At 55.3% G+C, this 21293-nt stretch carries 23 protein-coding genes and 1 riboswitch; of the genes, 18 read left to right on the forward strand and 5 right to left on the reverse strand.

Features of this window, described 5'->3' with window-relative positions:
- Nucleotides 1-62: 62 nt before the first annotated feature.
- The gene (locus HHI26_RS17515) at nt 63-1238 is read right to left on the reverse strand and encodes an MFS transporter (protein ID WP_171149414.1); all 1176 of its coding nucleotides are present in this window, start codon (nt 1236-1238) and stop codon (nt 63-65) included.
- A gap of 67 nt (nt 1239-1305) precedes the next feature.
- Nucleotides 1306-1974 (reverse strand): LuxR family transcriptional regulator, encoded by a 669-nt coding sequence (locus tag HHI26_RS17520; RefSeq protein WP_171149415.1) that lies wholly within the window; start codon nt 1972-1974, stop codon nt 1306-1308.
- 181 nt (nt 1975-2155) lie between these two features.
- Between HHI26_RS17520 and phnF the strand changes: the two genes are divergently transcribed.
- From phnF to HHI26_RS17580, 12 genes are all read left to right on the forward strand, one after another.
- Nucleotides 2156-2875 carry a phosphonate metabolism transcriptional regulator PhnF gene (gene phnF, locus HHI26_RS17525; RefSeq protein ID WP_133842940.1) on the forward strand — a complete coding sequence of 240 codons (720 nt, stop codon included), beginning with the start codon at nt 2156-2158 and terminating at the stop codon, nt 2873-2875.
- The gene (gene phnG / locus HHI26_RS17530) at nt 2876-3319 is read left to right on the forward strand and encodes a phosphonate C-P lyase system protein PhnG (protein WP_171149416.1); all 444 of its coding nucleotides are present in this window, start codon (nt 2876-2878) and stop codon (nt 3317-3319) included.
- Nucleotides 3316-3891 carry a phosphonate C-P lyase system protein PhnH gene (phnH, locus tag HHI26_RS17535; protein WP_133842944.1) on the forward strand — a complete coding sequence of 192 codons (576 nt, stop codon included), beginning with the start codon at nt 3316-3318 and terminating at the stop codon, nt 3889-3891. Before phnG ends, phnH begins: the two co-directional genes overlap by 4 nt.
- Nucleotides 3891-4967, forward strand: a complete 1077-nt coding sequence (locus HHI26_RS17540; protein WP_171149417.1) for a carbon-phosphorus lyase complex subunit PhnI — start codon at nt 3891-3893, stop codon at nt 4965-4967. The genes phnH and HHI26_RS17540 overlap by 1 nt, the downstream gene beginning before the upstream one ends.
- Nucleotides 4960-5802, forward strand: coding sequence for an alpha-D-ribose 1-methylphosphonate 5-phosphate C-P-lyase PhnJ (locus tag HHI26_RS17545; RefSeq protein WP_133842949.1), 843 nt, complete (start codon nt 4960-4962; stop codon nt 5800-5802). Before HHI26_RS17540 ends, HHI26_RS17545 begins: the two co-directional genes overlap by 8 nt.
- Entirely contained in the window at nt 5799-6557 is a 759-nt protein-coding gene (gene phnK / locus HHI26_RS17550; protein ID WP_133842951.1) for a phosphonate C-P lyase system protein PhnK, read from the forward strand. Before HHI26_RS17545 ends, phnK begins: the two co-directional genes overlap by 4 nt.
- Before the next feature lie 20 nt (nt 6558-6577).
- The gene (gene phnL / locus HHI26_RS17555; protein WP_171149418.1) at nt 6578-7282 is read left to right on the forward strand and encodes a phosphonate C-P lyase system protein PhnL; all 705 of its coding nucleotides are present in this window, start codon (nt 6578-6580) and stop codon (nt 7280-7282) included.
- The gene (phnM, locus tag HHI26_RS17560; protein ID WP_171149419.1) at nt 7279-8415 is read left to right on the forward strand and encodes an alpha-D-ribose 1-methylphosphonate 5-triphosphate diphosphatase; all 1137 of its coding nucleotides are present in this window, start codon (nt 7279-7281) and stop codon (nt 8413-8415) included. Before phnL ends, phnM begins: the two co-directional genes overlap by 4 nt.
- Nucleotides 8415-8951, forward strand: coding sequence for a ribose 1,5-bisphosphokinase (gene phnN, locus HHI26_RS17565; RefSeq protein ID WP_171149420.1), 537 nt, complete (start codon nt 8415-8417; stop codon nt 8949-8951). Before phnM ends, phnN begins: the two co-directional genes overlap by 1 nt.
- A gap of 435 nt (nt 8952-9386) precedes the next feature.
- A riboswitch (TPP riboswitch) is annotated at nt 9387-9500 on the forward strand.
- 34 nt (nt 9501-9534) lie between these two features.
- A complete protein-coding gene (locus tag HHI26_RS17570; protein ID WP_167864406.1) occupies nt 9535-10173 on the forward strand; it encodes a TenA family protein in 639 nt (212 codons plus the stop codon).
- Nucleotides 10174-10478: 305 nt separating this feature from the next.
- On the forward strand, nt 10479-11564 hold the full coding sequence (locus tag HHI26_RS17575) for a glycosyltransferase (RefSeq protein WP_171149421.1): 1086 nt from the start codon (nt 10479-10481) through the stop codon (nt 11562-11564).
- Nucleotides 11564-12835 (forward strand): O-antigen ligase family protein, encoded by a 1272-nt coding sequence (locus HHI26_RS17580; RefSeq protein ID WP_171149422.1) that lies wholly within the window; start codon nt 11564-11566, stop codon nt 12833-12835. Before HHI26_RS17575 ends, HHI26_RS17580 begins: the two co-directional genes overlap by 1 nt.
- 131 nt (nt 12836-12966) lie before the next feature.
- Here HHI26_RS17580 and HHI26_RS17585 read toward each other — a convergent pair whose 3' ends face one another.
- Nucleotides 12967-14289, reverse strand: a complete 1323-nt coding sequence (locus HHI26_RS17585) for a PAS domain-containing methyl-accepting chemotaxis protein (RefSeq protein WP_171149423.1) — start codon at nt 14287-14289, stop codon at nt 12967-12969.
- 195 nt (nt 14290-14484) lie between these two features.
- Between HHI26_RS17585 and phnC the strand changes: the two genes are divergently transcribed.
- The 4 genes from phnC (at nt 14485) to phnE (HHI26_RS17605) (ending at nt 18128) form a co-directional block, all read left to right on the forward strand.
- Nucleotides 14485-15333, forward strand: coding sequence for a phosphonate ABC transporter ATP-binding protein (phnC, locus tag HHI26_RS17590; RefSeq protein ID WP_133842965.1), 849 nt, complete (start codon nt 14485-14487; stop codon nt 15331-15333).
- 57 nt (nt 15334-15390) lie between these two features.
- Entirely contained in the window at nt 15391-16314 is a 924-nt protein-coding gene (gene phnD, locus HHI26_RS17595) for a phosphonate ABC transporter substrate-binding protein (RefSeq protein WP_133842968.1), read from the forward strand.
- Between the two features lie 63 nt (nt 16315-16377).
- Nucleotides 16378-17247: a phosphonate ABC transporter, permease protein PhnE gene (phnE, locus tag HHI26_RS17600; protein ID WP_133842970.1), complete on the forward strand. Its 870-nt coding sequence runs from the start codon at nt 16378-16380 to the stop codon at nt 17245-17247.
- Nucleotides 17244-18128, forward strand: coding sequence for a phosphonate ABC transporter, permease protein PhnE (phnE, locus tag HHI26_RS17605; RefSeq protein WP_171149424.1), 885 nt, complete (start codon nt 17244-17246; stop codon nt 18126-18128). The genes phnE (HHI26_RS17600) and phnE (HHI26_RS17605) overlap by 4 nt, the downstream gene beginning before the upstream one ends.
- A gap of 788 nt (nt 18129-18916) precedes the next feature.
- On the opposite strand, the gene HHI26_RS17610 is transcribed toward phnE (HHI26_RS17605), so the two are convergent.
- A complete protein-coding gene (locus tag HHI26_RS17610) occupies nt 18917-19555 on the reverse strand; it encodes a TetR family transcriptional regulator (protein WP_133842974.1) in 639 nt (212 codons plus the stop codon).
- Between the two features lie 198 nt (nt 19556-19753).
- On the opposite strand from HHI26_RS17610, the gene HHI26_RS17615 reads away from it, so the two are divergent.
- Together HHI26_RS17615 and HHI26_RS17620 are read left to right on the forward strand one after the other, a co-directional pair.
- Complete coding sequence (locus HHI26_RS17615; RefSeq protein ID WP_133842976.1) at nt 19754-20065, forward strand: type II toxin-antitoxin system HigB family toxin; 312 nt, start codon at nt 19754-19756, stop codon at nt 20063-20065.
- Nucleotides 20062-20493, forward strand: a complete 432-nt coding sequence (locus HHI26_RS17620) for a helix-turn-helix domain-containing protein (protein ID WP_133842978.1) — start codon at nt 20062-20064, stop codon at nt 20491-20493. Before HHI26_RS17615 ends, HHI26_RS17620 begins: the two co-directional genes overlap by 4 nt.
- An 11-nt stretch (nt 20494-20504) precedes the next feature.
- Here the strand turns inward: HHI26_RS17620 and HHI26_RS17625 are convergent, their stop codons facing one another.
- A complete protein-coding gene (locus HHI26_RS17625) occupies nt 20505-21269 on the reverse strand; it encodes a hypothetical protein (RefSeq protein ID WP_133842980.1) in 765 nt (254 codons plus the stop codon).
- Nucleotides 21270-21293 lie beyond the last annotated feature (24 nt).

The following is a 21293-nucleotide window of genomic DNA, read 5'->3' on the forward strand; positions in this document are numbered from 1 at the left end:
ACAAAAAATGACTGGGAAGCCATCAGGGTACGACCCTTTTTCCGGTCGTCTCTGACGTAACCTCACTCGCGACAGGCTTCAGGCTGTGATGTTTTGACATCCGGCAGCAGCGTTAACAGCCCGCACAGCGCCATCCCGGCACCGATCCACAGCGGGGCGCTCAGGCCGAAGCCATATTCAATACTCAGCCCGCCCAGCAACGATCCCAGCATCAGCCCGAACGTCACCATCGACGTATGCAGCGTATTCACCAACTGGCGATTACCGGCCGCACCCATCACGCGGGTCACCATCGCCGGGTTCATTGTTACCCCGAACAGACCCACGCCGACAACGCAGGCTATCGCCACCGACGGTAGCTGAATAAAGCTGGCAAACAGGGCGAAAAAGCCCACCAGCGCCAGTAAACCGCAGGCAATGACCGGCAACGCATAGCGCCCGGCCAGACGCCCCACAACCGCATTCCCCAGCACGGTCGCCATGCCATACACCAGCAGTAACCCGGTGACCTGGCCGCTGCTAAAGCCGGTTTGCGCACTCAGGATCGGCGTAAAGTAGCTGAAGCCCGCAAAGGTCGCGCCAATAATCAGCAGACTGGTGGAATAAGCACGCCACAGCGTCGGATTTTTCAGTGCCCGCAGCTCTTCTTTCAGATTAATGTCATCCGGAGCCAGCGTGGAGGGCAACGTTTTGTGCGTCAGCCACAGCGCCAGCAGCGTAATCACCACCACCGACCAGAAGCTGACGCGCCAGCCCGCCAGGTTACCGATAAAACTGGCCAGCGGCAGGCCAATCACCGTACCGATCATCAGTCCACCCAGCACCACGGTAATCGCCGCCGGGATCTGCTGCTCGGGCACCAGCTTCACGCCGGTACTGACCGCACAGCCAATATAGGCCCCGGCCACGGCACCGGTAAGAATGCGCGCAATCACCAGCGGCAGATAGCTGCCCGCTACCGCCCCCAGCGCCTGACTGGCAATAAACAGCGTCAGCAGGATCAACAGACTGCTGCGCGGCGGGTGTTTCAGCAGCAACAGGGCGAGCAGCGGGCCGCCAATCGCCATCGCCAGCGCATACACGGTGATCAGATAGCCGGTCATCGGCAGGGTGATATGCAGGTCGGTGGTCATAATATTCATCAGTGCGGCAACCTGAAACTCACTGGTTACCAGCGCAAAAACACCAAAGCCGAGCGTATACACGGCAGCGGGAAGACGGGAGGGAGACGACGACATAACGTTTCCTGAAAAGAGATAAGTGAATACGAGTGTAGAGCCTGAGGCCGCTGCGTCCAGCTAGCCTTTAGTAGAGGGGGGAGGGCAGATAGTTCATTTCAAGCGCCCGGCGAATCGCATGTTTCCCATTACTGACGCCCAGTTTCCGCGTGACATTGGCGATATGAAACTTCACGGTACTGAGCTGAATCCCCAGGATGATAGCGATCTCTCCGTAGGTTTTACCCCGGCTGCTCCACAGCAACACCTCCTGCTCACGCGGCGAGAGCACCGGGCTGTTTTCGCGCCGCAGGTGGGTTTTTTCATGCAGCAGGATCAACAGCATCTGCAAATCCGCCAGCCGGGAAATCACGTCGTGGGAAAACGTCAGGTTGTCATGGCGGCGTATCACGCTCAGCAGTGACATCTGTTGCTGCTCGTCGTGAACCGCAAAGGTAAACCCCTTCACCCGCTGGCACTGGCTGCCTGCATCGCATAGCCCGGCGTTGGGGCGCGTGCAATCCTGCCAGTTAAAGGGGGAGATGCGCTGCCGGGCGGCCAGCGCCACCGGATCTTTCAGATAGCGGCGGCGATCGCGATAGTCGCTGATCCACTCCTCTGAATGACTGGAAAGCACCAGCGCCTCTTCCGGGGCACGCTTATTCTGGCGCAGATAAAGAAAATCCACAGCTCCCAGCTCTGCCAGTTTCTGGCTCAATACGGCCCCGGCCTGCACGATCTCGCTTTCGTTATCCACGCTGTATCCTTCTGGCTGACTCTGACGTTGCCTATCCTGACACACTCCCCGCACTTTTTAAAAACCTTCATCTGGCGTTAACCGCACTGTCACACAACATCTTCAATGTAACTGCCATCAGTAGCAGGGACCTTAACGCAAATAAGCCCGCTAACCGGCTTTGTTCTGTGGAGATTTTTTTATGCTCAACTTATCCAGACATCCGACCACTTTATATCAGGCCATTGCGGCGCAACTGGAGGATGAACTGCGCAGCCGTTACCGCTGTGGCGAGTACCTGCCGTCTGAGAAACAGCTGGCGGCGCACTATGCCGTTAACCGCCATACCCTGCGCCGTGCGGTGGATGAACTGGTGGATAAAGGGTTGGTACAGCGCCGTCAGGGGGTGGGGATACTGGTGCTGATGCGGCCCTATAACTACCCGCTCCATGCCCAGGCACGCTTCAGTCAGAATCTGATGGAACAGGGAAGCCATCCCACCAGTGAACGCCTGCTGGCGGTGCTGCGCCCCTGCAATGCCGAAGTGGCCGCCGCGCTGGCCTGCAACGAAGGCGACACGGTGATTCATCTGCGCACCCTGCGGCGGGTCAACGGCGTGCCGGTCTGCGTGATCAACCATTATCTGCCCGACCTGACGTGGTGGCCGCACTTGCAACAGTTCAGCAGTGGCTCACTGCACGATTTTCTCCGTCAGCAACTGACTACCGGGCTGACGCGTAAACAGACACGCATTACCGCCCGCCGCGCGCAGGCGAAAGAGAGCGGTCTGCTTGAAGTTTCCCTGCATGCGCCGCTGCTGTGCGTACGCACCCTGAATACCTGTACCGACAACGGCCGGATGGCGGAATACTCCGTCAGCCTGACGCGTGCCGATATGATTGAACTGACGCTGGAGCACTAAATGGAAGCACATAAGGCACGTCAGCACTGGCTTTCCGTGCTGGCTCATAGCCAGCCGCAACAGTTGCTGGCGCATTGCCCCGCCGATCTCCCCACCGACTATCAACTGCTGCGCGCACCGGAAACCGGCTTGACCCGTTTCCAGGCGCGAATGGGCGGTACGGGTCGTCGTTTTATTCTTGGGGATACCACCGTGACGCGTGCCGTGGTGCGCCTGACCAACGGACTCTGTGGTTACAGCTACATTCTCGGGCGCGACAAAGCCCACGCCGAACGCTGTGCACTGCTGGATGCCCTGTTACAGGGTGACCGCTCACCGCATTTATATCAGCAGATTATCGCACCGCTGGCGGCCCTGCGTGCAGAGCAGTTGGCGCTGCGTTCGCGCGAAGTGGCCAGCAGCCGGGTCGACTTCTTTACCCTTGTTCGCGGAGATAACGCATGACCTTACTGGCCAGTTTTAGCCATCCCGTTGCTGATGCTCAGCGCGCCTTCCGCCGTATTCTCAAGGCGATGAGTGAACCGGGCGTGATGGTATCGCTGCCGACGCTGCCCGCCTGGGGCAACGCCTCCTGTGCCGCAACGGCGGTCATGATGACGCTGGTGGATCGCGAAACGCCTCTGTGGATTGACGAAGCGCTGCGCGATGATGCCCTGCTCAGCAATCTGCGGTTCCACACCGGTGCACCGATCACCGACAGCACAGATGCCCCGTTTGCCCTGCTGCATGCCAAATCCGGCACCAGCATCGACAGTTTCTCCCCCGGCGATAATGTGTCACCGGAGAAAAGCAGCACGCTGATTATTGACGTACCGGCCCTGAGCGGCGGCCTGACACTGCGCCTGCGCGGCCCGGGCTTGCAGGAGCGCCGCGCCATTGCTCCGCAGCTGCCAGAAAGCGTGCTGAGTTACCTGCGCGATCGCCGCCACCGCTTCCCGCAGGGCATTGACCTGATCTTCACCTGTGGTGAAAACATGATGGCGCTGCCGCGCACTACTGACGTGGAGGTCTGCTGATGTATGTCGCGGTGAAAGGGGGCGAGAAGGCGATAGCCGCCGCCCATCAGCTTCAGGAGCGTTTGCGTCGTGGCGCGGATGACCAGCCGGAACTGACCTGCACACAGATTGACCAGCAGCTTGGCCTGGCCGTTGACCGCGTGATGACCGAAGGCGGTATTCACGACCGTGAGCTGGCGGCGCTGGCCATTAAGCAGGCGAGTGGCGACCTGGTCGAAGCGATTTTTCTGCTGCGTGCCTACCGCACCACGCTGCCACGGCTGGCCGACAGCCTGCCGCTGGACAGCGGTGCGATGCGCGTTGAGCGCCGTATCTCTGCGGTCTACAAAGATCTGCCCGGCGGACAGCTGCTGGGGCCAACCTATGATTACACCCATCGTCTGCTGGATTTCACCCTGCTGGCCGAAGGCAAAGCGCCCGTGACACCGCGTGCGGAACAGCCACTGGCAGCAGAATGCCCGCATATGTTTGACCTGATGACGCGCGAAGGGCTGGCGCTGCGCGAAGAGGACGATGGCAGCGAGCCGCTGGATATCACCCGCGATGCGCCATCTTATCCGATGCCGCGTTCAGCGCGTTTGCAACAGCTGGTACGCGGTGACGAAGGGTTTCTGCTGGCGCTGGGCTACTCCACGCAGCGCGGTTACGGGCGCACCCATCCCTTTGCCGGGGAAATTCGTACCGGATCGGTCACTGTTGAGATTATCCCGGAAGAGCTGGGTTTTGCGCTGGAGATTGGCGAAGTGATGCTGACCGAGTGTGAAATGGTGAACGGTTTCACCACCCCGGCGGACGATGCGCCGCACTTTACCCGGGGCTACGGGCTGGTCTTTGGTCGTGCGGAACGCAAAGCGATGGCGATGGCGCTGGTGGACCGTGCGCTGCAAACCGATGAACACGGCGAACGCATTACCAGCCCGGCGCAGGACGAAGAGTTTGTGCTATCGCATGCGGATAACGTTGAAGCGGCGGGGTTTGTCTCTCACCTGAAACTCCCGCATTACGTCGATTTCCAGGCTGAACTGGAACTGCTGAAACGCCTGCGGGCGGAATACCAGGAGAAGCAGCGTGACTGAACTAAGCGGTTATAACCCCGGTTATCTGGATGAACAGAGTAAACGTACGATCCGCCGTGCCATCCTTAAAGCGGTGGCGATCCCCGGTTATCAGGTGCCGTTTGGCGGACGTGAGATGCCGATGCCCTATGGCTGGGGCACTGGCGGTATTCAGCTCACCGCCAGCGTGATTGGCGAACATGACGTGCTGAAAGTGATCGATCAGGGCGCTGACGATACCACCAACGCCGTCTCTATCCGCCGCTTCTTCCAGCGCGTCAGCGGTGCCGCCACCACGGAACGCACCGTTGACGCCACACTGATCCAGACGCGTCACCGCATTCCTGAAACGCCGCTGACGGAAGATCAGATCCTGATTTATCAGGTGCCGATCCCGGAGCCGCTGCGCTTTATCGAGCCACGTGAAACGGAAACCCGCACCATGCACGCGCTGGAGGAGTACGGCATCATGCAGGTCAAACTGTATGAAGATATCGCCCGTTACGGTCATATCGCCACCACCTATGCCTATCCGGTCAAGGTCAACGATCGCTATGTGATGGACCCGTCACCGATCCCGAAATTCGACAACCCGAAGATGGATATGATGCCCGCGCTCCAGCTGTTTGGTGCAGGACGCGAGAAGCGTATCTACGCGCTGCCGCCCTATACCAAAGTGGAAAGCCTCGATTTTGACGACCATCCTTTTACCGTACAGCAGTGGGATGAACCCTGCGCGCTGTGCGGTTCACGCGACAGCTATCTGGATGAAGTGGTGCTGGACGATCAGGGTTCGCGCCTGTTTGTCTGCTCCGATACCGACTACTGCCATCAGCAACAAGAGAATCCATCATGACGCGCGAAACACCGCTGCTGGCGGTCAATCAGTTAACGCATCTCTATGCGCCGGGCAAAGGGTTCAGTGACGTCTCCTTTGAGCTCTTTCCGGGAGAAGTACTGGGAATTGTCGGGGAATCGGGTTCCGGTAAAACCACGCTGCTGAAGTCGATTTCGGCCCGGCTGGCACCGCAGCAGGGTGAGATTATTTATCAGGGCCAGGATCTCTATGCCCTGAGCGAAAGCGAACGCCGCCGTCTGCTGCGCACCGAATGGGGCGTGGTACATCAGTATCCGATGGATGGCCTGCGGGCGCAGGTTTCTGCCGGGGGCAATATCGGTGAACGCCTGATGGCGGTCGGGCAGCGTAACTATGGGCAGATCCGCGAAACCGCCGGGAAGTGGTTACAGGATGTGGAGATCCCGCTGTCGCGCATCGACGACCTGCCGGGTACGTTCTCCGGCGGCATGCAGCAGCGTCTGCAAATCGCCCGTAATCTGGTGACGCATCCGACGCTGGTGTTTATGGATGAACCCACCGGCGGGTTGGATGTGTCGGTGCAGGCGCGACTACTGGATCTGCTGCGCAGTCTGGTCCGCGATCTGAATCTGGCGGTGGTGATTGTCACCCACGACCTCGGTGTGGCGCGTCTGCTGGCACACCGTCTGCTGGTGATGAAAGAGGGGAAAGTGGTGGAGAGTGGCCTGACCGACCGGGTGCTGGATGATCCGCATCATCCGTATACCCAGCTGCTGGTCTCATCCATTGTTTAAATACCCCTACGGGAATCATTATGAATCTGAAACTGCGTGTCGAAAATCTGTCAAAAACCTTTGTGATGCACAATCAGCAGGGGGCAGAACTGCCGGTGTTACGTAACGCCTCCTTACAGGTGGCTGCCGGGGAGTGCGTGGTGCTGCACGGTCATTCAGGCAGCGGTAAATCCACGCTGCTGCGTTCGCTGTATGCGAACTATCTGCCGGATAGCGGGCATATCTGGGTGGATCATCAGCAGCAGTGGGTTGACCTGGTCAGCGCCCCGGCGCGCCAGATCCTCAGCATTCGCCGAGATACGATTGGCTGGGTCAGCCAGTTTTTGCGCGTCATCCCGCGGATTTCCACGCTGGAGGTAGTGATGCAGCCGCTGCTGGAGCGTGGTGTGTCGCGATCCCAGAGCGAAGAGCGTGCCAAAGCATTGCTGGGCCGCCTTAACGTGCCGTCGCGCCTGTGGGCACTGGCACCGTCGACGTTTTCCGGCGGTGAGCAGCAGCGCGTCAATATTGCGCGCGGGTTTATTGCCGACTCGCCGATCCTGTTGTTGGATGAGCCGACCGCCTCACTCGATACCGCCAACAGCGCTGCCGTGGTGGCGCTGATTGAAGAGGCGCGCCAGCGCGGCGCGGCGATTGTCGGCATTTTTCATGATAACGCGGTGCGCGATCGCATCGCTGACCGTCTGCATGTGATGCAACCTGTTGCCCTGGAGCACGCCGAATGATCATCAATAACGTCAAACTTATCCTGGAAAATAAAGTGGTTGAGGGATCGCTGGCCTGTGAAAATGGCGTGATCCGCGCCTTCTCTGACACACAAAGCCAGCTTCCGGCAGCAATTGACGGCGAGGGCGGCTGGCTGATGCCCGGCATGGTCGAGCTGCATACTGACAATCTGGATAAGTTCTTTACCCCGCGCCCGAAGGTGGACTGGCCTGCGCACTCTGCCATGAGCAGCCATGATGCGCTGATTGTCGCCAGCGGCATTACCACGGTGCTGGATGCGATTGGCGTGGGCGATGTGCGCGATGGCGGCCACCGCATGGAGAATCTGAACAAGATGATCGATGCGATTCGCCATGCGCAGAAGCACGGCCTGAACCGTGCCGAACATCGCCTGCACCTGCGCTGTGAACTGCCCCATGACTCAACGCTGCCGCTGTTTGAACAACTGATGTGTAACCCGGCACTGTCGCTGGTGTCACTGATGGATCACTCACCCGGGCAGCGCCAGTATGTGTCGCTGGCGGCGTGGCGCACCTATTTTGGCGGCAAATATCAGCTCAGCGATCGGCAGCTTGATGAGTACGAGGCCGATCAGCTACGCCTGGCGGCCCGCTGGTCCACGCCGAACCGTGAGGCGATTTCTGCCTGGTGTCGTCAGTATCACATTCCGCTGGCCAGCCACGATGACGCCACCTATGAACACGTGGTTGAATCGAAAGGGGTAGGCAGTGTTATCGCTGAGTTCCCGACCACCGAAGAGGCCGCACGCGCCTCGCGTGAAATGGGCTTACAGATACTGATGGGTGCGCCGAATATTGTGCGTGGCGGCTCGCACTCGGGTAACGTGGCGGCCAGCGAGCTGGCACAGCTGGGGCTGCTGGATATTCTCTCGTCGGATTACTATCCCGCCAGCCTGCTGGATGCGGCATTCCGTCTTGCCGCCGATGAACGTCACAGCATGACGCTGCCTGCGGCCATCGCGCTAGTGACGCGTAACCCGGCCCGTTCCATCGGCCTTGACGATCGCGGTGTGATTGATGAAGGCAAACGGGCCGATCTGGTGCTGGTGCGTGCGCACCGCGATCAGGTCTATGTATCGTCGGTGTGGGCGCAGGGCAGGAAGGTGTTCTGATGGGGCGGCTGATCTGGCTGATGGGCGCTTCCGGCTCCGGCAAAGACAGCCTGCTACTGGCGCTGCGTGAATGCGCACCAGAGCGGATGATTGTGGCGCATCGCTATATCACCCGCAGCGCCAGCGCCGGGGGCGAAAACCATATCGCCCTCAGCGAGCATGAGTTCCGACGTCGGCGTGAATACGGTCTGTTTGCCCTCGACTGGCAGGCGCATCATTTTTACTACGGGCTGGGTATTGAGATCGATCAGTGGCTGGCAAGTGGGCTGGATGTGGTGGTGAACGGTTCACGGCTGCATCTGGCGGCTGCCCGTCAGCGTTACGGTGAGCGGCTGTTGCCGGTGTGTTTGAAGGTGTCGGCGGAGATCCTCGCCGGGCGACTGCGCCAGCGCGGTCGCGAGGATGAAGCCGCCATTGAACAGCGGTTGCAGCGTGCGGCAGAGCCGGTGGCGGCAGGGTGTATGACGTTAAGTAATGATGGGCCATTGAGTGAGACGTTACAGGGTTTTTCGGCGTTGTTAACGCCGCCCCGTTGACGGCGGGCGGGTCATGACCCGCCCCTACGCAACCCCCACTGACCTGCGCTTCTGTAGGGGCGAGGCATGCCTCGCCCGCGTCCCGTAATGCAACACCCACTGACCTGTACATTCTGTAGAGGTGAGGCATGCCTCGCCGCGTCCCGTAATGCAACACCCACTGACCTGCACATTCTGTAGAGGCGAGGCATGCCTCGCCCAATGTCCCGTAATGCAACCCCCACTGACCTGCGCTTCTGTAGGGGCGAGGCATGCCTCGCCCGCGTCCCGTAATGCAACCCCCACTGACCTGCGCTTCTGTAGGGGCGAGGCATGCCTCGCCCGATGTCCCGTAATGCAACACCCACTGACCTGCGCATTCTGTAGGGGTGAGGCATGCCTCGCCCGATGTCCCGCTTCAGCAACATTGACGTTCCGGCAAATTCCTGACTTAATTCCCCCTCCAGGGGGAGCCAGGCAACTGGCTGAGAAATCGTAAAAGATTCAGCGCGATGACCCTTAACACCTGATCCGGATAATGCCGGCGAAGGGATGGGGCAACTTACCTCTCTTTTGCCGGTAGTCTGCTTATAAGGACTACCTGATGACCACTCGTTTTACTGACACACTCCGTACCCTGAGCCAGCCCATCTGGACACAGGCCGTCACGCATCGCTTTGTTCGTGAACTCTATGATGGCAGCGTGGATCGCCAGGTGATGAGCACTTACCTCACCCAGGATCACCGTTTTCTCGACAGCTTCCTCACCTTAGTCGGATCGGCCATTGCCAGTGCCGACAGCCCCGCAGCCCGCCTGCGCTTTGGTCGCTGCGCCGGGGTTGTCTCCGGTGAAGAGAACACCTATTTTCTGCGCGCATTTGAGGCGCTGGACGTCAGCGCTGCGCAGCGCGACGCCGAACCGGACACTTCTCCCACTGCGGGATTCAAGGCGATCATGCTGGAGGCCGCTGCCACGCGCTCCTATGCGGTGATCCTGACCGTGCTCAATGTCGCCGAGTGGCTGTACCTCGACTGGGCGTCACAGGCCCCGCTGCCATTGCCTGCCAGTTTTGTTCACGCCGAGTGGATTATGTTGCACGATAACCCCGATTTCCGCGAATTTGTCGCCTTTTTACGTCAGGAGCTCGACCGTGTTGGCCCGGCACAGCAGGCGCAGTGTGAGGATTTCTTCCTGCGCGCCGTGACGCTGGAAAAGGCTTTCTTTGATGCGGCTTATCAATAAACAGATCTGATTATTCGCAGTGGCCGACCTTTTCGGGTCGGCCTTTTTGCCGGAGTGATAATGCCGTTGTGCAGGTTGATGAGACGACGCTTAATCGCTCTTTAACGCGGCGGTGACGTGGCTGATGGCGCGTAGAATATGCCGAGATAAATCAGGCGGTAGCAGGACATAAGCTATTGTTGAGAAGTGGATTCTTTGACCCCTGGCCTCACTGTACAGAAAATTCCTAAGTAGTTGCCTAGCTGTACACTCGGCATGTATCATTGGTACAATTTCCGAATTAAATGATACTGAACACGCAAAATATGAACGCGTCCAAAAAAATAGTCTTTGTCGTTGAAATGCTCAATGGTCGAGGCGGCATGGAGAATGTAACTTGCCATCTGATTAACCAACTTAATTCTGATCGCAAAATTTCTGCCGGTTTATTCATCATTAACCAACAGATTAAGAGTCAATCAGATACCTGGATGCGAAGTATCGTTTGGGGTTCGAGTGCCAATATAGTCAGAAATCCTAAAATAACTCGTCTTATCCACAGCATACGACTGGCATTTTTTTTGCGTAAAGAGAAGCCGGACCATGTTATTGCCTTAAATACTATTTCATGTCTTATCTCTCGTCGCGCACTGACACTCTCCCTCCAGCGCGCCAGTTTATCAACATGGATGCATTTACCACCAAAATACCGATACCGTCCTCATTATTTGAAACTGGCCGACCATCATTTTTCCATCAGTACGGGAATTAAAGAGCAGTTGATTGAGTTGGGGGTTAGCCCTGATAGTATCGATGTTGTTTATAATCCTGTTAAGCGGAGTAATTCGGTTATTCCACGTTCACGTAAAGTAAAGTTTCTTTATGTTGGTCGCGTACATTTTGAAGATCAAAAACAGTTAAAGGATTTGATTGATGCAGTCAGTCAGCTATCTTTCGAGTGGTCATTAGATATTGTTGGTGATGGGAATGATATCCTACGGTGTAAAGATTATGCCGCTACCTGCAAGGTAGAAAATAGAATAACCTGGCATGGCTGGCAAGATGACTCATGGGGATATGTGAGTAATAACATTGGCGATGTTACTTGTTTGCTTTTAACCTCGAATAATGAAGGTTTGCCTTTAGTGTTACTTGAGGCCATGGCACGTGGTATATATTGTGTTTCATCTGATTGCATAAGCGGACCTGCAGAGATTATTCAACCGGGTGTCAATGGACAGCTTTATGAAACGAATAATGTGCAGCAACTCGTTAAGATCCTTAATGGGATAAAAGATGATGTATTAAAGACTTCGCAGAACGATATCAGGGAAAGTATTTCTGCATTTTATGAGTCGTCTTACATGGAAAGATTCAAAAAAATATTATATAATAAATTGTCAGGAAAATGATGAAAGTTGATCTTTATAAAGCTAATTTAGTGACTAAGCTGATTAATGTTGTGTTGGTCCTTTTATGTGTTTCATTGTCTTTTAATCTCATTACTTATGGTATTTCACAGAAGGTTTTTTATTTTTCTGGCTATCTTAGCATTGGATTGACACTGCTGGGTGTTGCAAACAAAGATGCCAGGAGTAGGGTGTCCAAACTCGGTTTCTTCCTTATTTTTTCTTTGGCGTTAATCGCGTTAATTCGATTGGCTTGGGTCGGTTATTTGAATTATCATCATTACGAACTGTCTTCTAATGCTTTGGGAATTATTCAAAACTACTTGCTGGGAGGCAAGCGACTGTTGTTAGGGGTGTTTGTTATCGCCGCGATAATGATGTTTGGTAACCGGATCTCCTTCAAAGTCGTGGGTTATTCCAAGGCTATTATTTTTTTAGGAATGTTCCTGACATTAATTTCGGGTGTTCATGAGCATTATCTGGTGACTCACAACCGAATCAAACTAACAGCGGATGCAGCTTCAAGCGCATCTTATATGGTCATATTTATATACTGTTGCTATCTGTGGTTAAGACGTTTTACTTGTCAGCCTGTATGGAAAACTATCGATTTTCTATTCGTAGTGACCTCATTATTCGTTCTGGTGCTCTGTGGTACCAGAATTACTTATCTTGCCTTCATTTTTATCTCAACGTATTACGCTATCTCAGTATTGGGATGGAAAAATATTATTTCCAGCTGGAAGAGTATTGTACTGGCTGTCGTATTCTTCGTTTCTCTGTTTTTTTTTACACAGCAGCGTTGGGTTCAAGCAATAAATAATATCGAAAGTTACAATGCCAATAGCTCAACCTCTGTAGGAGCGAGATTTGCCATTTGGCAGGGTGGGCTACATTTTATTGATGGTCGGTACGGTTTTTCCTCTCCTGATGAACGTACAGTGAGTGCACATGGATACATTCACGAAGTACAGCCCAAAAACGTCATCGCCTATACCAATGTGAAATACAATCTGCATAATGAATTCCTTGAAGTGACTAGTTTACAAGGAATAGCAGGATTTTTATCGTTACTGTTATTATTCAGTGTGGGCTTTGTCGCACTGTTAAAACCTTCCTTATATAAGGGGTTTTATCTACCAATCGCTTCACTGTTTATCACGGGGCTGACGGATTCTGTTTTAATTTACGGTCCAACAGTAATGATATTCGCCATCGCTATGGCTATCTGTAGTTTACGAATTGATGATACTTTGGAAAAAATGCAAAATTAAATGACAGAGGGTATACGCCTGACGTATGCCTTCAGCTTTGCTGATGAAGATCCTGTTGCGTTGGCCGACCTTTTCGGGTCGGCCTTTTTGCCGGAGTGATAATGCCGTTGTGCAGGTTGATGAGACGACGCTTAATCGCTCTTTAACGCGGCGGTGACGTGGCCGATGGCGCGTAACACATTATCTGAGCTGTCGCGGATATCGGCGATAACGCCGCCGGCTTCCTGCGCCAGTTCCACGCCACGGTCGGCACGTTGCAGGTTTGAGGTAATGCCTTTCTGCGCTTTGCTCGCCAGCAGGTGATTTTGCTGCACCATCTGTTCGATTTCGGTGGTGGCGCGGTTGATGTTTTGCGCCAGCGTGCGCACTTCGTTGGCCACCACCGCGAAGCTGCGACCCTGCGTGCCTGCGCGGGCGGCTTCCACCGCCGCATTGAGGGCCAGCAGGTTGGTCTGATCGGCAATACGACGAATACTGGTCACGATCTGGCCGATACTGTCTGAGGAATCCCCGAGCCCGGTGATATCGCCAGAGATCCCGTGCAGTTCACCTGCCAGTTCATTCATGGTCTGCACGCTGTTGGCAATCACGCTGGCACCGCGTTTTGTGCTTTCGCTGGTTTGCAGCGCCGTTTGATAAGCCTGTTGGGCTGCATCACGCTCTAGCTGGTTTTTCTCAACCTGGGCGGTGACATCGGTGGCAAACTTCACCACTTTATACAGCTCACCACTGTCGTCGAACACCGGGTTATAGGTCGCGCGCAGCCAGAGGGTAGACCCTTGCTTGTTGACGCGCTGAAACTGGCCGGAAATAAACTCACCACGGTTGAGCTTCTGCCAGAACAGTGTGTATTCCGGGCTGCTGCGCAATGTTGCGGAACAGAACTGGCTGTGATGCGCACCGATAATTTCACTGGCGCGATATCCCATGGTTTTAAGAAAGTTATCGTTAGCTTTCAGCACTTCGCCTTTAAGGTTAAAGGCAATCACCGCCATTGAGCGCTCGATAGCATTGGTCATTGCCCGTTGCTCCTGGGCATCCATAATGCGCGACGTGATGTCGGTAGCGAGCTTAATAATTTTGAACACGCGCCCGTTACGATCCCGCACCGGTACATAGTTGGCTTCGAGCCACACCGGACGGCCATTTTGCGCCACGCGCAGAAATTTATCGCTGAAACTTTCCCCGCGATTCAGCCGCATCCAGAAGTCCTGATACTGGCGCGACGCCAACAGGTCCGGCGTGCAAAACAGGCTGTGATGCTGCCCGACCACCTCATTCAGTTCGTAGCCCATTTTCTCAAGAAACAAGCTATTAGCCGTGATGATGGTGCCATCGGTCATGAATTCGATCATGGCGATAGAGTCTTTTAATGAGTCAAGCGTGGCAGAAGAGTGAGTGCGTTTCTGCCACGCAAGGCGTGACGTGATACCTGATGCAATAGTGGAAAACATGGTGGACCTTATTATTAGAGTTAGCTGTCCACAGGGTTATCGGCGGGAGGGGATAAACATTCAATCTTTGTTAATTTGCTCAGTGCCCTTTTCGGTCTGTCATGCTTCCATCACCCCTCTGTCATTAAACTTTCATCGCACAGGTGGTTAATAGGGCGCACAGCGGATAACGCGCAACCTGATAATGGACAACACATGGCACAGGCATTGTTAAAAATTGCCCCCCAGCAGCAGGCGATCCCCCACGCGGAGCATCGTGCAAAAGTGCTGGCAGTGAATGGACTCGGAAAATCATACGGCACACAGACGCGGGTCTTGCAGGACATTAACTTTGACCTGCATGCCGGTGAGCTGGTGGCGGTGATTGGTCGCAGCGGCGCAGGAAAATCAACGCTGCTGCATGTGCTGAATGGCACCCTCCCGGCCAGCGAAGGCGCCATCCTTCACTTCAATGATCATGGCAAACAACAGAACATTGTTGAGCTGAATACCCGGCAGATGCGCCAGTGGCGCAGCGAGTGCGGCATGATCTTCCAGGATTTCTGCCTGGTACCGCGGCTGGATGTGCTGACCAATGTCCTGCTGGGCCGTCTGAGCCAGACCTCGACGCTGAAATCCTTCTTTAAAATCTTCCCCGATGCCGATCGTGCCCGCGCTATCGGCCTGCTGGAGTGGCTGAACATGCTGCCTCAGGCCTTGCAGCGGGCAGAAAATCTCTCCGGTGGACAGATGCAGCGTGTGGCGATCTGCCGCGCGCTGATGCAGAACCCGAAGATTTTGCTGGCCGATGAGCCGGTTGCCTCGCTCGACCCAAAAAACACCCGGCGCATTATGGATGTGCTGCGTCAGGTGAGTGAAAACGGCATCAGCGTGATGGTGAACCTGCACTCGGTGGAGCTGGTGAAAGAATATTGTACGCGTGCCATTGGCGTTGCTAAGGGCCGCATTGTGTTTGACGGCCATCCGTCAGAACTGACCGATGATCTTTTGCATGTGTTGTATGGCGACGAAAACTCTGAACTTAACGATGCCCATCACGGCTGACGGTCACACCGCAGGCATGACGGGTAATAACACTTTTATGGGACACGGAACTCAGCAATGAAAAAAATGATTCTCGCAGCAGTAATCGGTAGTGTGATGGCAGCTAACGTCTCTGCCGCTGACGCACCGAAAGAACTGAATTTAGGTATCCTCGGCGGCCAGAATGCCACGCAGCAGATTGGTGATAACCAGTGCGTGAAAGATTTCTTCGATAAAGAGCTGAACGTTGATACCAAACTGCGTAATTCGTCTGACTATTCTGGTGTGATCCAGGGCCTGATCGGCGGCAAAGTGGATATGGTGCTGAGCATGTCACCGTCATCGTATGCCTCGGTCTACATCAATGACCCGAAAGCTGTCGATGTGGTTGGCATTGTGGTGGATGACGCCGATAAATCACGCGGCTATCACTCTGTTGTCGTTGTGAAAGCGGACAGTCCGTACAAAACACTGGCCGACCTGAAAGGCAAATCATTTGGTATGGCCGACCCGGATTCCACTTCCGGCTTCCTGATCCCGAACGAAAGCTTCAAGAAAGAGTTTGGCGGTTCGGTGGATGACAAATACAAAGGCCACTTCTCCAGCGTGACCTTCTCCGGCGGCCACGAGCAGGATGTACTGGGCGTGCTGAACGGTCAGTTCGAAGGCGCAGTGACCTGGGCCTCGATGATCGGCGATTACAACACCGGTTACACCAGCGGTGCATTCACCCGAATGATCCGTGCCGGTAACCCGGACCTGATGAAGAAAATTCGTATCATCTGGCAGTCACCGCTGATCCCGAACGGTCCGGTGCTGGTGAGCAACAAGCTGCCTGCTGATTTCAAAGCGAAGCTGGTCACGGCCATCAAAAAGCTGGATACCGAACATCACAGCTGCTTCGTCAAAGCCGTGGGTGGCGCCCAGCATATCGGCCCGGCTACAGTGGCTGATTATCAGGCGATCATCGATATGAAACGTGCGCTGACCAAAGCCCGTTAATCACCCGTTCTCTTCTCCGCTGATAAGGGTCGACTGCCGTCGATCCTTCACTCAGGTATCCGCATGACACATCCCGATTTTGAACGCTATTACCAGCAGATCCGCGGTAAGCAGAAGCGCGACACGCTGCTGTGGTCCCTGACGCTGCTGGTGCTGTACCTCGCCTCCGGCCAGATGGCGGAATTTAATCTGCACACCATCTGGGTGTCGTTGCCGCACTTTTTCGATTACCTCGCGGAAACCGTGCCCACGCTGAGCGCCTCACGCTTGTTTGCCGACAGCCATACGGAAGGCTCACTGGCTTACTGGGGCTATCGTCTGCCTATTCAGCTGCCGCTGATTTGGGAAACACTGCAACTGGCGCTGGCCGCGACCCTGGCATCGGTGATGGTGGCGGGCGTATTGGCCTTTTTCGCTGCCAGCAACACCCAGACACCGCGCAGCGTGAGTTTCGCCATTCGTACCTGTGTGGCTTTCCTGCGTACCATGCCGGAACTGGCGTGGGCAGTGATGTTTGTCATGGCGTTTGGTATTGGTGTGATCCCGGGCTTTCTGGCACTGGCGCTGCACACCATTGGCAGCCTGACCAAACTGTTCTATGAAGCGATTGAAAGTGCGTCAGATAAACCGGTGCGCGGCCTGGCATCCTGCGGTGCATCGTCGTTGCAGCGTATGCGTTTCGCGCTCTGGCCGCAGGTCAAACCGGTGTTTCTCTCGTATGGTTTTATGCGTTTTGAGGTGAATTTCCGTCAGTCCACGATCCTCGGACTGGTGGGGGCGGGGGGCATCGGCCAGGAGCTGATGACCAACATCAAACTGGACCGTTATGACCAGGTCAGTATGACGCTGATACTGATTATCGTGGTGGTCTCACTGCTGGACATGGTCTCCGGGCGGGTGCGCCAGCGCGTTGTGGAAGGAAACCGCTCATGATGGGATTAATCGGCAGTGACAAGCTGGAAGGCATGAAGCAGCAGCATCAGGCGCTGTTTGCCATTCAGCGCAGCTACCTGAGGCGCATCGGGCTGATTGCGGCAGCCATCCTGCTTTACTACGTGTTTTTCTTCACCCAGTTTGGCATCAGCTGGCAGCAGCTCACTATTGGCTTAGGCCAGCTGGCGCACTATTTTATGCGCATGTTTGTCTGGCATGACGTGGCGAACTGGCCGTTTGCCTACTATTTCAGCCAGATCTTTATCACGCTGGCGATTGTCTTCGCCGGTACGATCACCGCCACACTGCTGGCCTTACCGCTGTCATTTCTTGCAGCACGCAACGTGATGGCCACGCCTGTGCTGCGTCCGGTGGCGCTGGTGGTTCGTCGCCTGCTGGATATCCTGCGCGGAATTGATATGGCAATCTGGGGGCTGATTTTCGTGCGTGCTGTCGGCATGGGGCCGCTGGCAGGGGTGCTGGCGATTATCATGCAGGACGTCGGGCTGCTGGGGAAACTCTATGCCGAAGGGCATGAAGCCGTGGAACGTTCACCAGGACGCGGGTTAAATGCGGTGGGGGCCAACAGCCTGCAAAAACACCGTTACGGTATTTTCACCCAGTCATTCCCGGCGTTTCTGGCGCTGAGTCTGTATCAGATTGAGTCGAATACCCGTTCGGCGGCCGTGCTGGGCTTTGTCGGCGCTGGCGGTATCGGCCTGGTGTATGCCGAAAATATGCGCCTGTGGAACTGGGATGTGGTGATGTTTATTACCCTGATCATGGTCGTGATCGTAATGATCATGGACCATCTCTCGGCGAAACTACGCAAACGCTATATCAGCGGCCAACCCGTGCCGCTGTTTGCGCCAGAAAAATAGCAGCAGGGGCGCCTGATTTTGCAGGGGCTGGGCATGCCGCGCCCGGGTCAGACATGTCTGACCCCTACGATACAACTAATCTGGGCACGGGGCGGTACGTCGTGTGATTATGCGTAGGGGCGGGGCAAGCCCCGCCCGGGTCAGACATGTCTGACCCCTACGATACAGCGTTCCACCACAGCTTATTCAGCGTGTAATAGCGGGCATCAGGATCGGGTTGCTTCTCCCATGCATATGCGGCTGCACTTCGGCATGCCAGCGTGGCATTCTGTGCTCAGTTCCACACCAGGGGATGCTGGGGGGAAAGATGTGGCTGTCGGCGAGAATAGTCGGTCGTTTCGCGAGTCATTGACAGCTCCTGTTCAGGACAATAACGGGTGAATGGAGGGCGATGGCAGGCAGTTCAGCCAGACGCTAAGCGTAGACGAAAAACCCCGCTATGAGGGCATAGCGCTGAGGGATCCCCACAAAACAAGACCTGCATTATTGGCAGCCACCTTCTTTAATCCTGATTCAAATCAATCCGCAGAGACTGTCACATGGTGGGGGTTGTAATACCCACAGCGAGCAGACGTTCTGCGGGGATGGGGCCAGTTTGAGGTAAGCCGGACGTCACGCGGCAGGGACGCCGCGTGCCGAGGCCCGCATGGATGCGGCAGTTGCCGATCCGGCGTGCTCAAACTGGCCTCAGACCTGAAGCCGAATGATCAGCCATTCATTTTTGTGGGGATACCTCAGGGCATAGCGGGGTAATTGTGAGTTGTACCGATTTAAATGGGCTGTAGAGATTAGTGCTCAGGGCGCAGATAACGCAGCGTGGCATCCACCACTAACCGGCGGTTACGCGCCAGGCTCTGCTGTTCGGTTTCATTGCCGCCAAACAGCGTATGGAAGGTGTAATGGTTGCCGACGTTGTGGAAGCTGATGCTGCTGATCAGGCGGTGAACGTCCACGGTGGTGACATGCGGATCAAACTCACCGCTCTGTTTTCCGCGTATCAGTACCGCATCCAGTACATCCAGCGCGCTTTGGTTCAGCGTTTTTATCGTCTCTGACTGGCGAATATAGCGGCCACGCATCAGGTTCTCACTGCAGATCAGCCGCATAAAATCGGGATGCGAAATGTGATAATCGAAGCTGGCTTCCGCCAGGCGGGCAATGGCCAGGCCTGGTGACATCTCGGCCAGATTCAGGCCGGTCTCATGCTGGCGGATCTCGCGATACACCAGGTGCAGAACCTCGATATACAGCTGCTCTTTATTAGTGAAGTGATACACCACCATTCGCTTGGTGGTCTGTGCATCCTCGGCAATCTGCTCCATACGTGCACCCTGCAAGCCGAATTCAGCAAAGGTGGTGAGGGCGCTGGCAAGGATGCGTTTCTTTAACCCTTCCGGATCGTTTTTACGTTTGACGGGGGCTGGCATAGTGAATCTATATCCATCATTTTCAGTGGAAACCGCCGCCAGAGTAGCGCCTGAGGCGCTGATTTACAAATAGTGCCTCGCAAAATCGCCGTCAGCAAATAGCCAGATAAAGCGGTCTGCGATAAAATAATTGTTCACATATTGTGACCATGAAGGGATGTCTGTATACTTTGCAACCATGATAACGAAGAGGGATCTATGCATGTTATCTCAAGACGACCGTTTATCGAGGCTGCCCGCTGCTATCCGAACGCAGCACTCTCGCTTGATGATATCTGGAGGGTACTGAACTCAAGGGATTACATTACACCTGAGCAGTTGAAAGCCCAGTTTGCCTCACTGGACAGATTCAAGTATCGGCGTAAATGGTGGGTCATCAATGCCGCAGGGAACCACCTGCGCATCATTACCTATATCAAGTTTGAGACACAAAATGTATTTATTAAGCATATTGTTACGCACGATGAATACGACAGGTTAACGGACTACTATCGGAGGCACCCGGAATGAGGGTTGCAGAAAAAAAATTTCATACCGCACTCAGTGCCAGTGCTGCACTGATTCATGCGATTCCTTTCCTTGGTCGTCAAGCAACCACACATGACTATGAAGAGGCACTGGTGCTGGTGGAGTACCTGATCGATCACGATGATGAAAATCCACTGATCGATATTCTGGCGAAGAAAATTTCCGCCTGGGAAAATGTTGCACCGGCATTCGCGGATTTTAATGCGCGTATTGATGCAACACCGCGCGAGCTGTCAGTACTGCGGGTTTTAATGGATCAGCATGGCCTGAACCAGAGCAGCTTCCAACAGGAGATTGGCAGCCGCTCGCTGGTGAGTATGATCATGAGTGGCCAGCGGGCCTTAACGCTGGAACATATGAGAGCGCTGGCGAAACGGTTCAGCATTCCGCTTGCCACTTTTATCGAATAATAGCGGGCTGACTACACGGTTGAAAACCACGGATGCATGCGCTCGGTGACGCTGGTGTGATGCTCTTTAATGCGGGTTTTCAGCTGTGCCTCCGTGGGAAGCGGGCGGCCGCGTAATACCGCCTCAGCAGTGGCACCAAAGGTGATAATCCCCCGGGTGGCGATGTCGGCGGCGGCAACATATCCCGCCAGTGCATCCTGCTCGCCGCTGCTTTCTTCCGCCTTCTGGCGGCAACTCACCAGTAATCCTTCCAGCGCCCGGTACAGTTCACGCGCTTCACCCAGCACCGGGATCTTACCGCTGGAATCATTCAATACCTGCTCAAGCCGGGTAAACACCGCGGCATTATCGCCCGCGCTGAACAGGGTCTCCAGCGTTTGCTGCCAGTGGTGCCAGGTGCGGACAAACAGCGCATTCTGCACCAGCGGCAGGCTGGCATGCTGCCAGCGAAAGTGCTCACTCAGATGGCTGACACGCTGCTGCAGCTCACAAAACTGGGCTTCATTCACCAGCGCGGCAGGAACCACTGGGTTAAGCGCAGCAATAAAAGCGGCCACTTCATCTTCGGTTTCCGGGGTGATCAGCGGCAAAATTTTTCGCTGTTGCAGGAGCTTAAGCTGGCTGAGGTCATAAAACGCTGCACTGACCCGTTCTCCGGCCAGTAATGCACGATTAATGGTATGAATTACCTCTGCTGACTGCACCCGGGAACGTTGTTCCAGCAGGGCGCTGTGCAGTTGGCCGTAGGCAGGGGATGGGCTGAGTTCAGTATTCATCGGGCGCCTCACGGTGATGAGAAT

The organism is Erwinia sp. JH02 (assembly GCF_013074405.1).
GTDB classification, from domain to species: domain Bacteria; phylum Pseudomonadota; class Gammaproteobacteria; order Enterobacterales; family Enterobacteriaceae; genus Erwinia; species Erwinia rhapontici.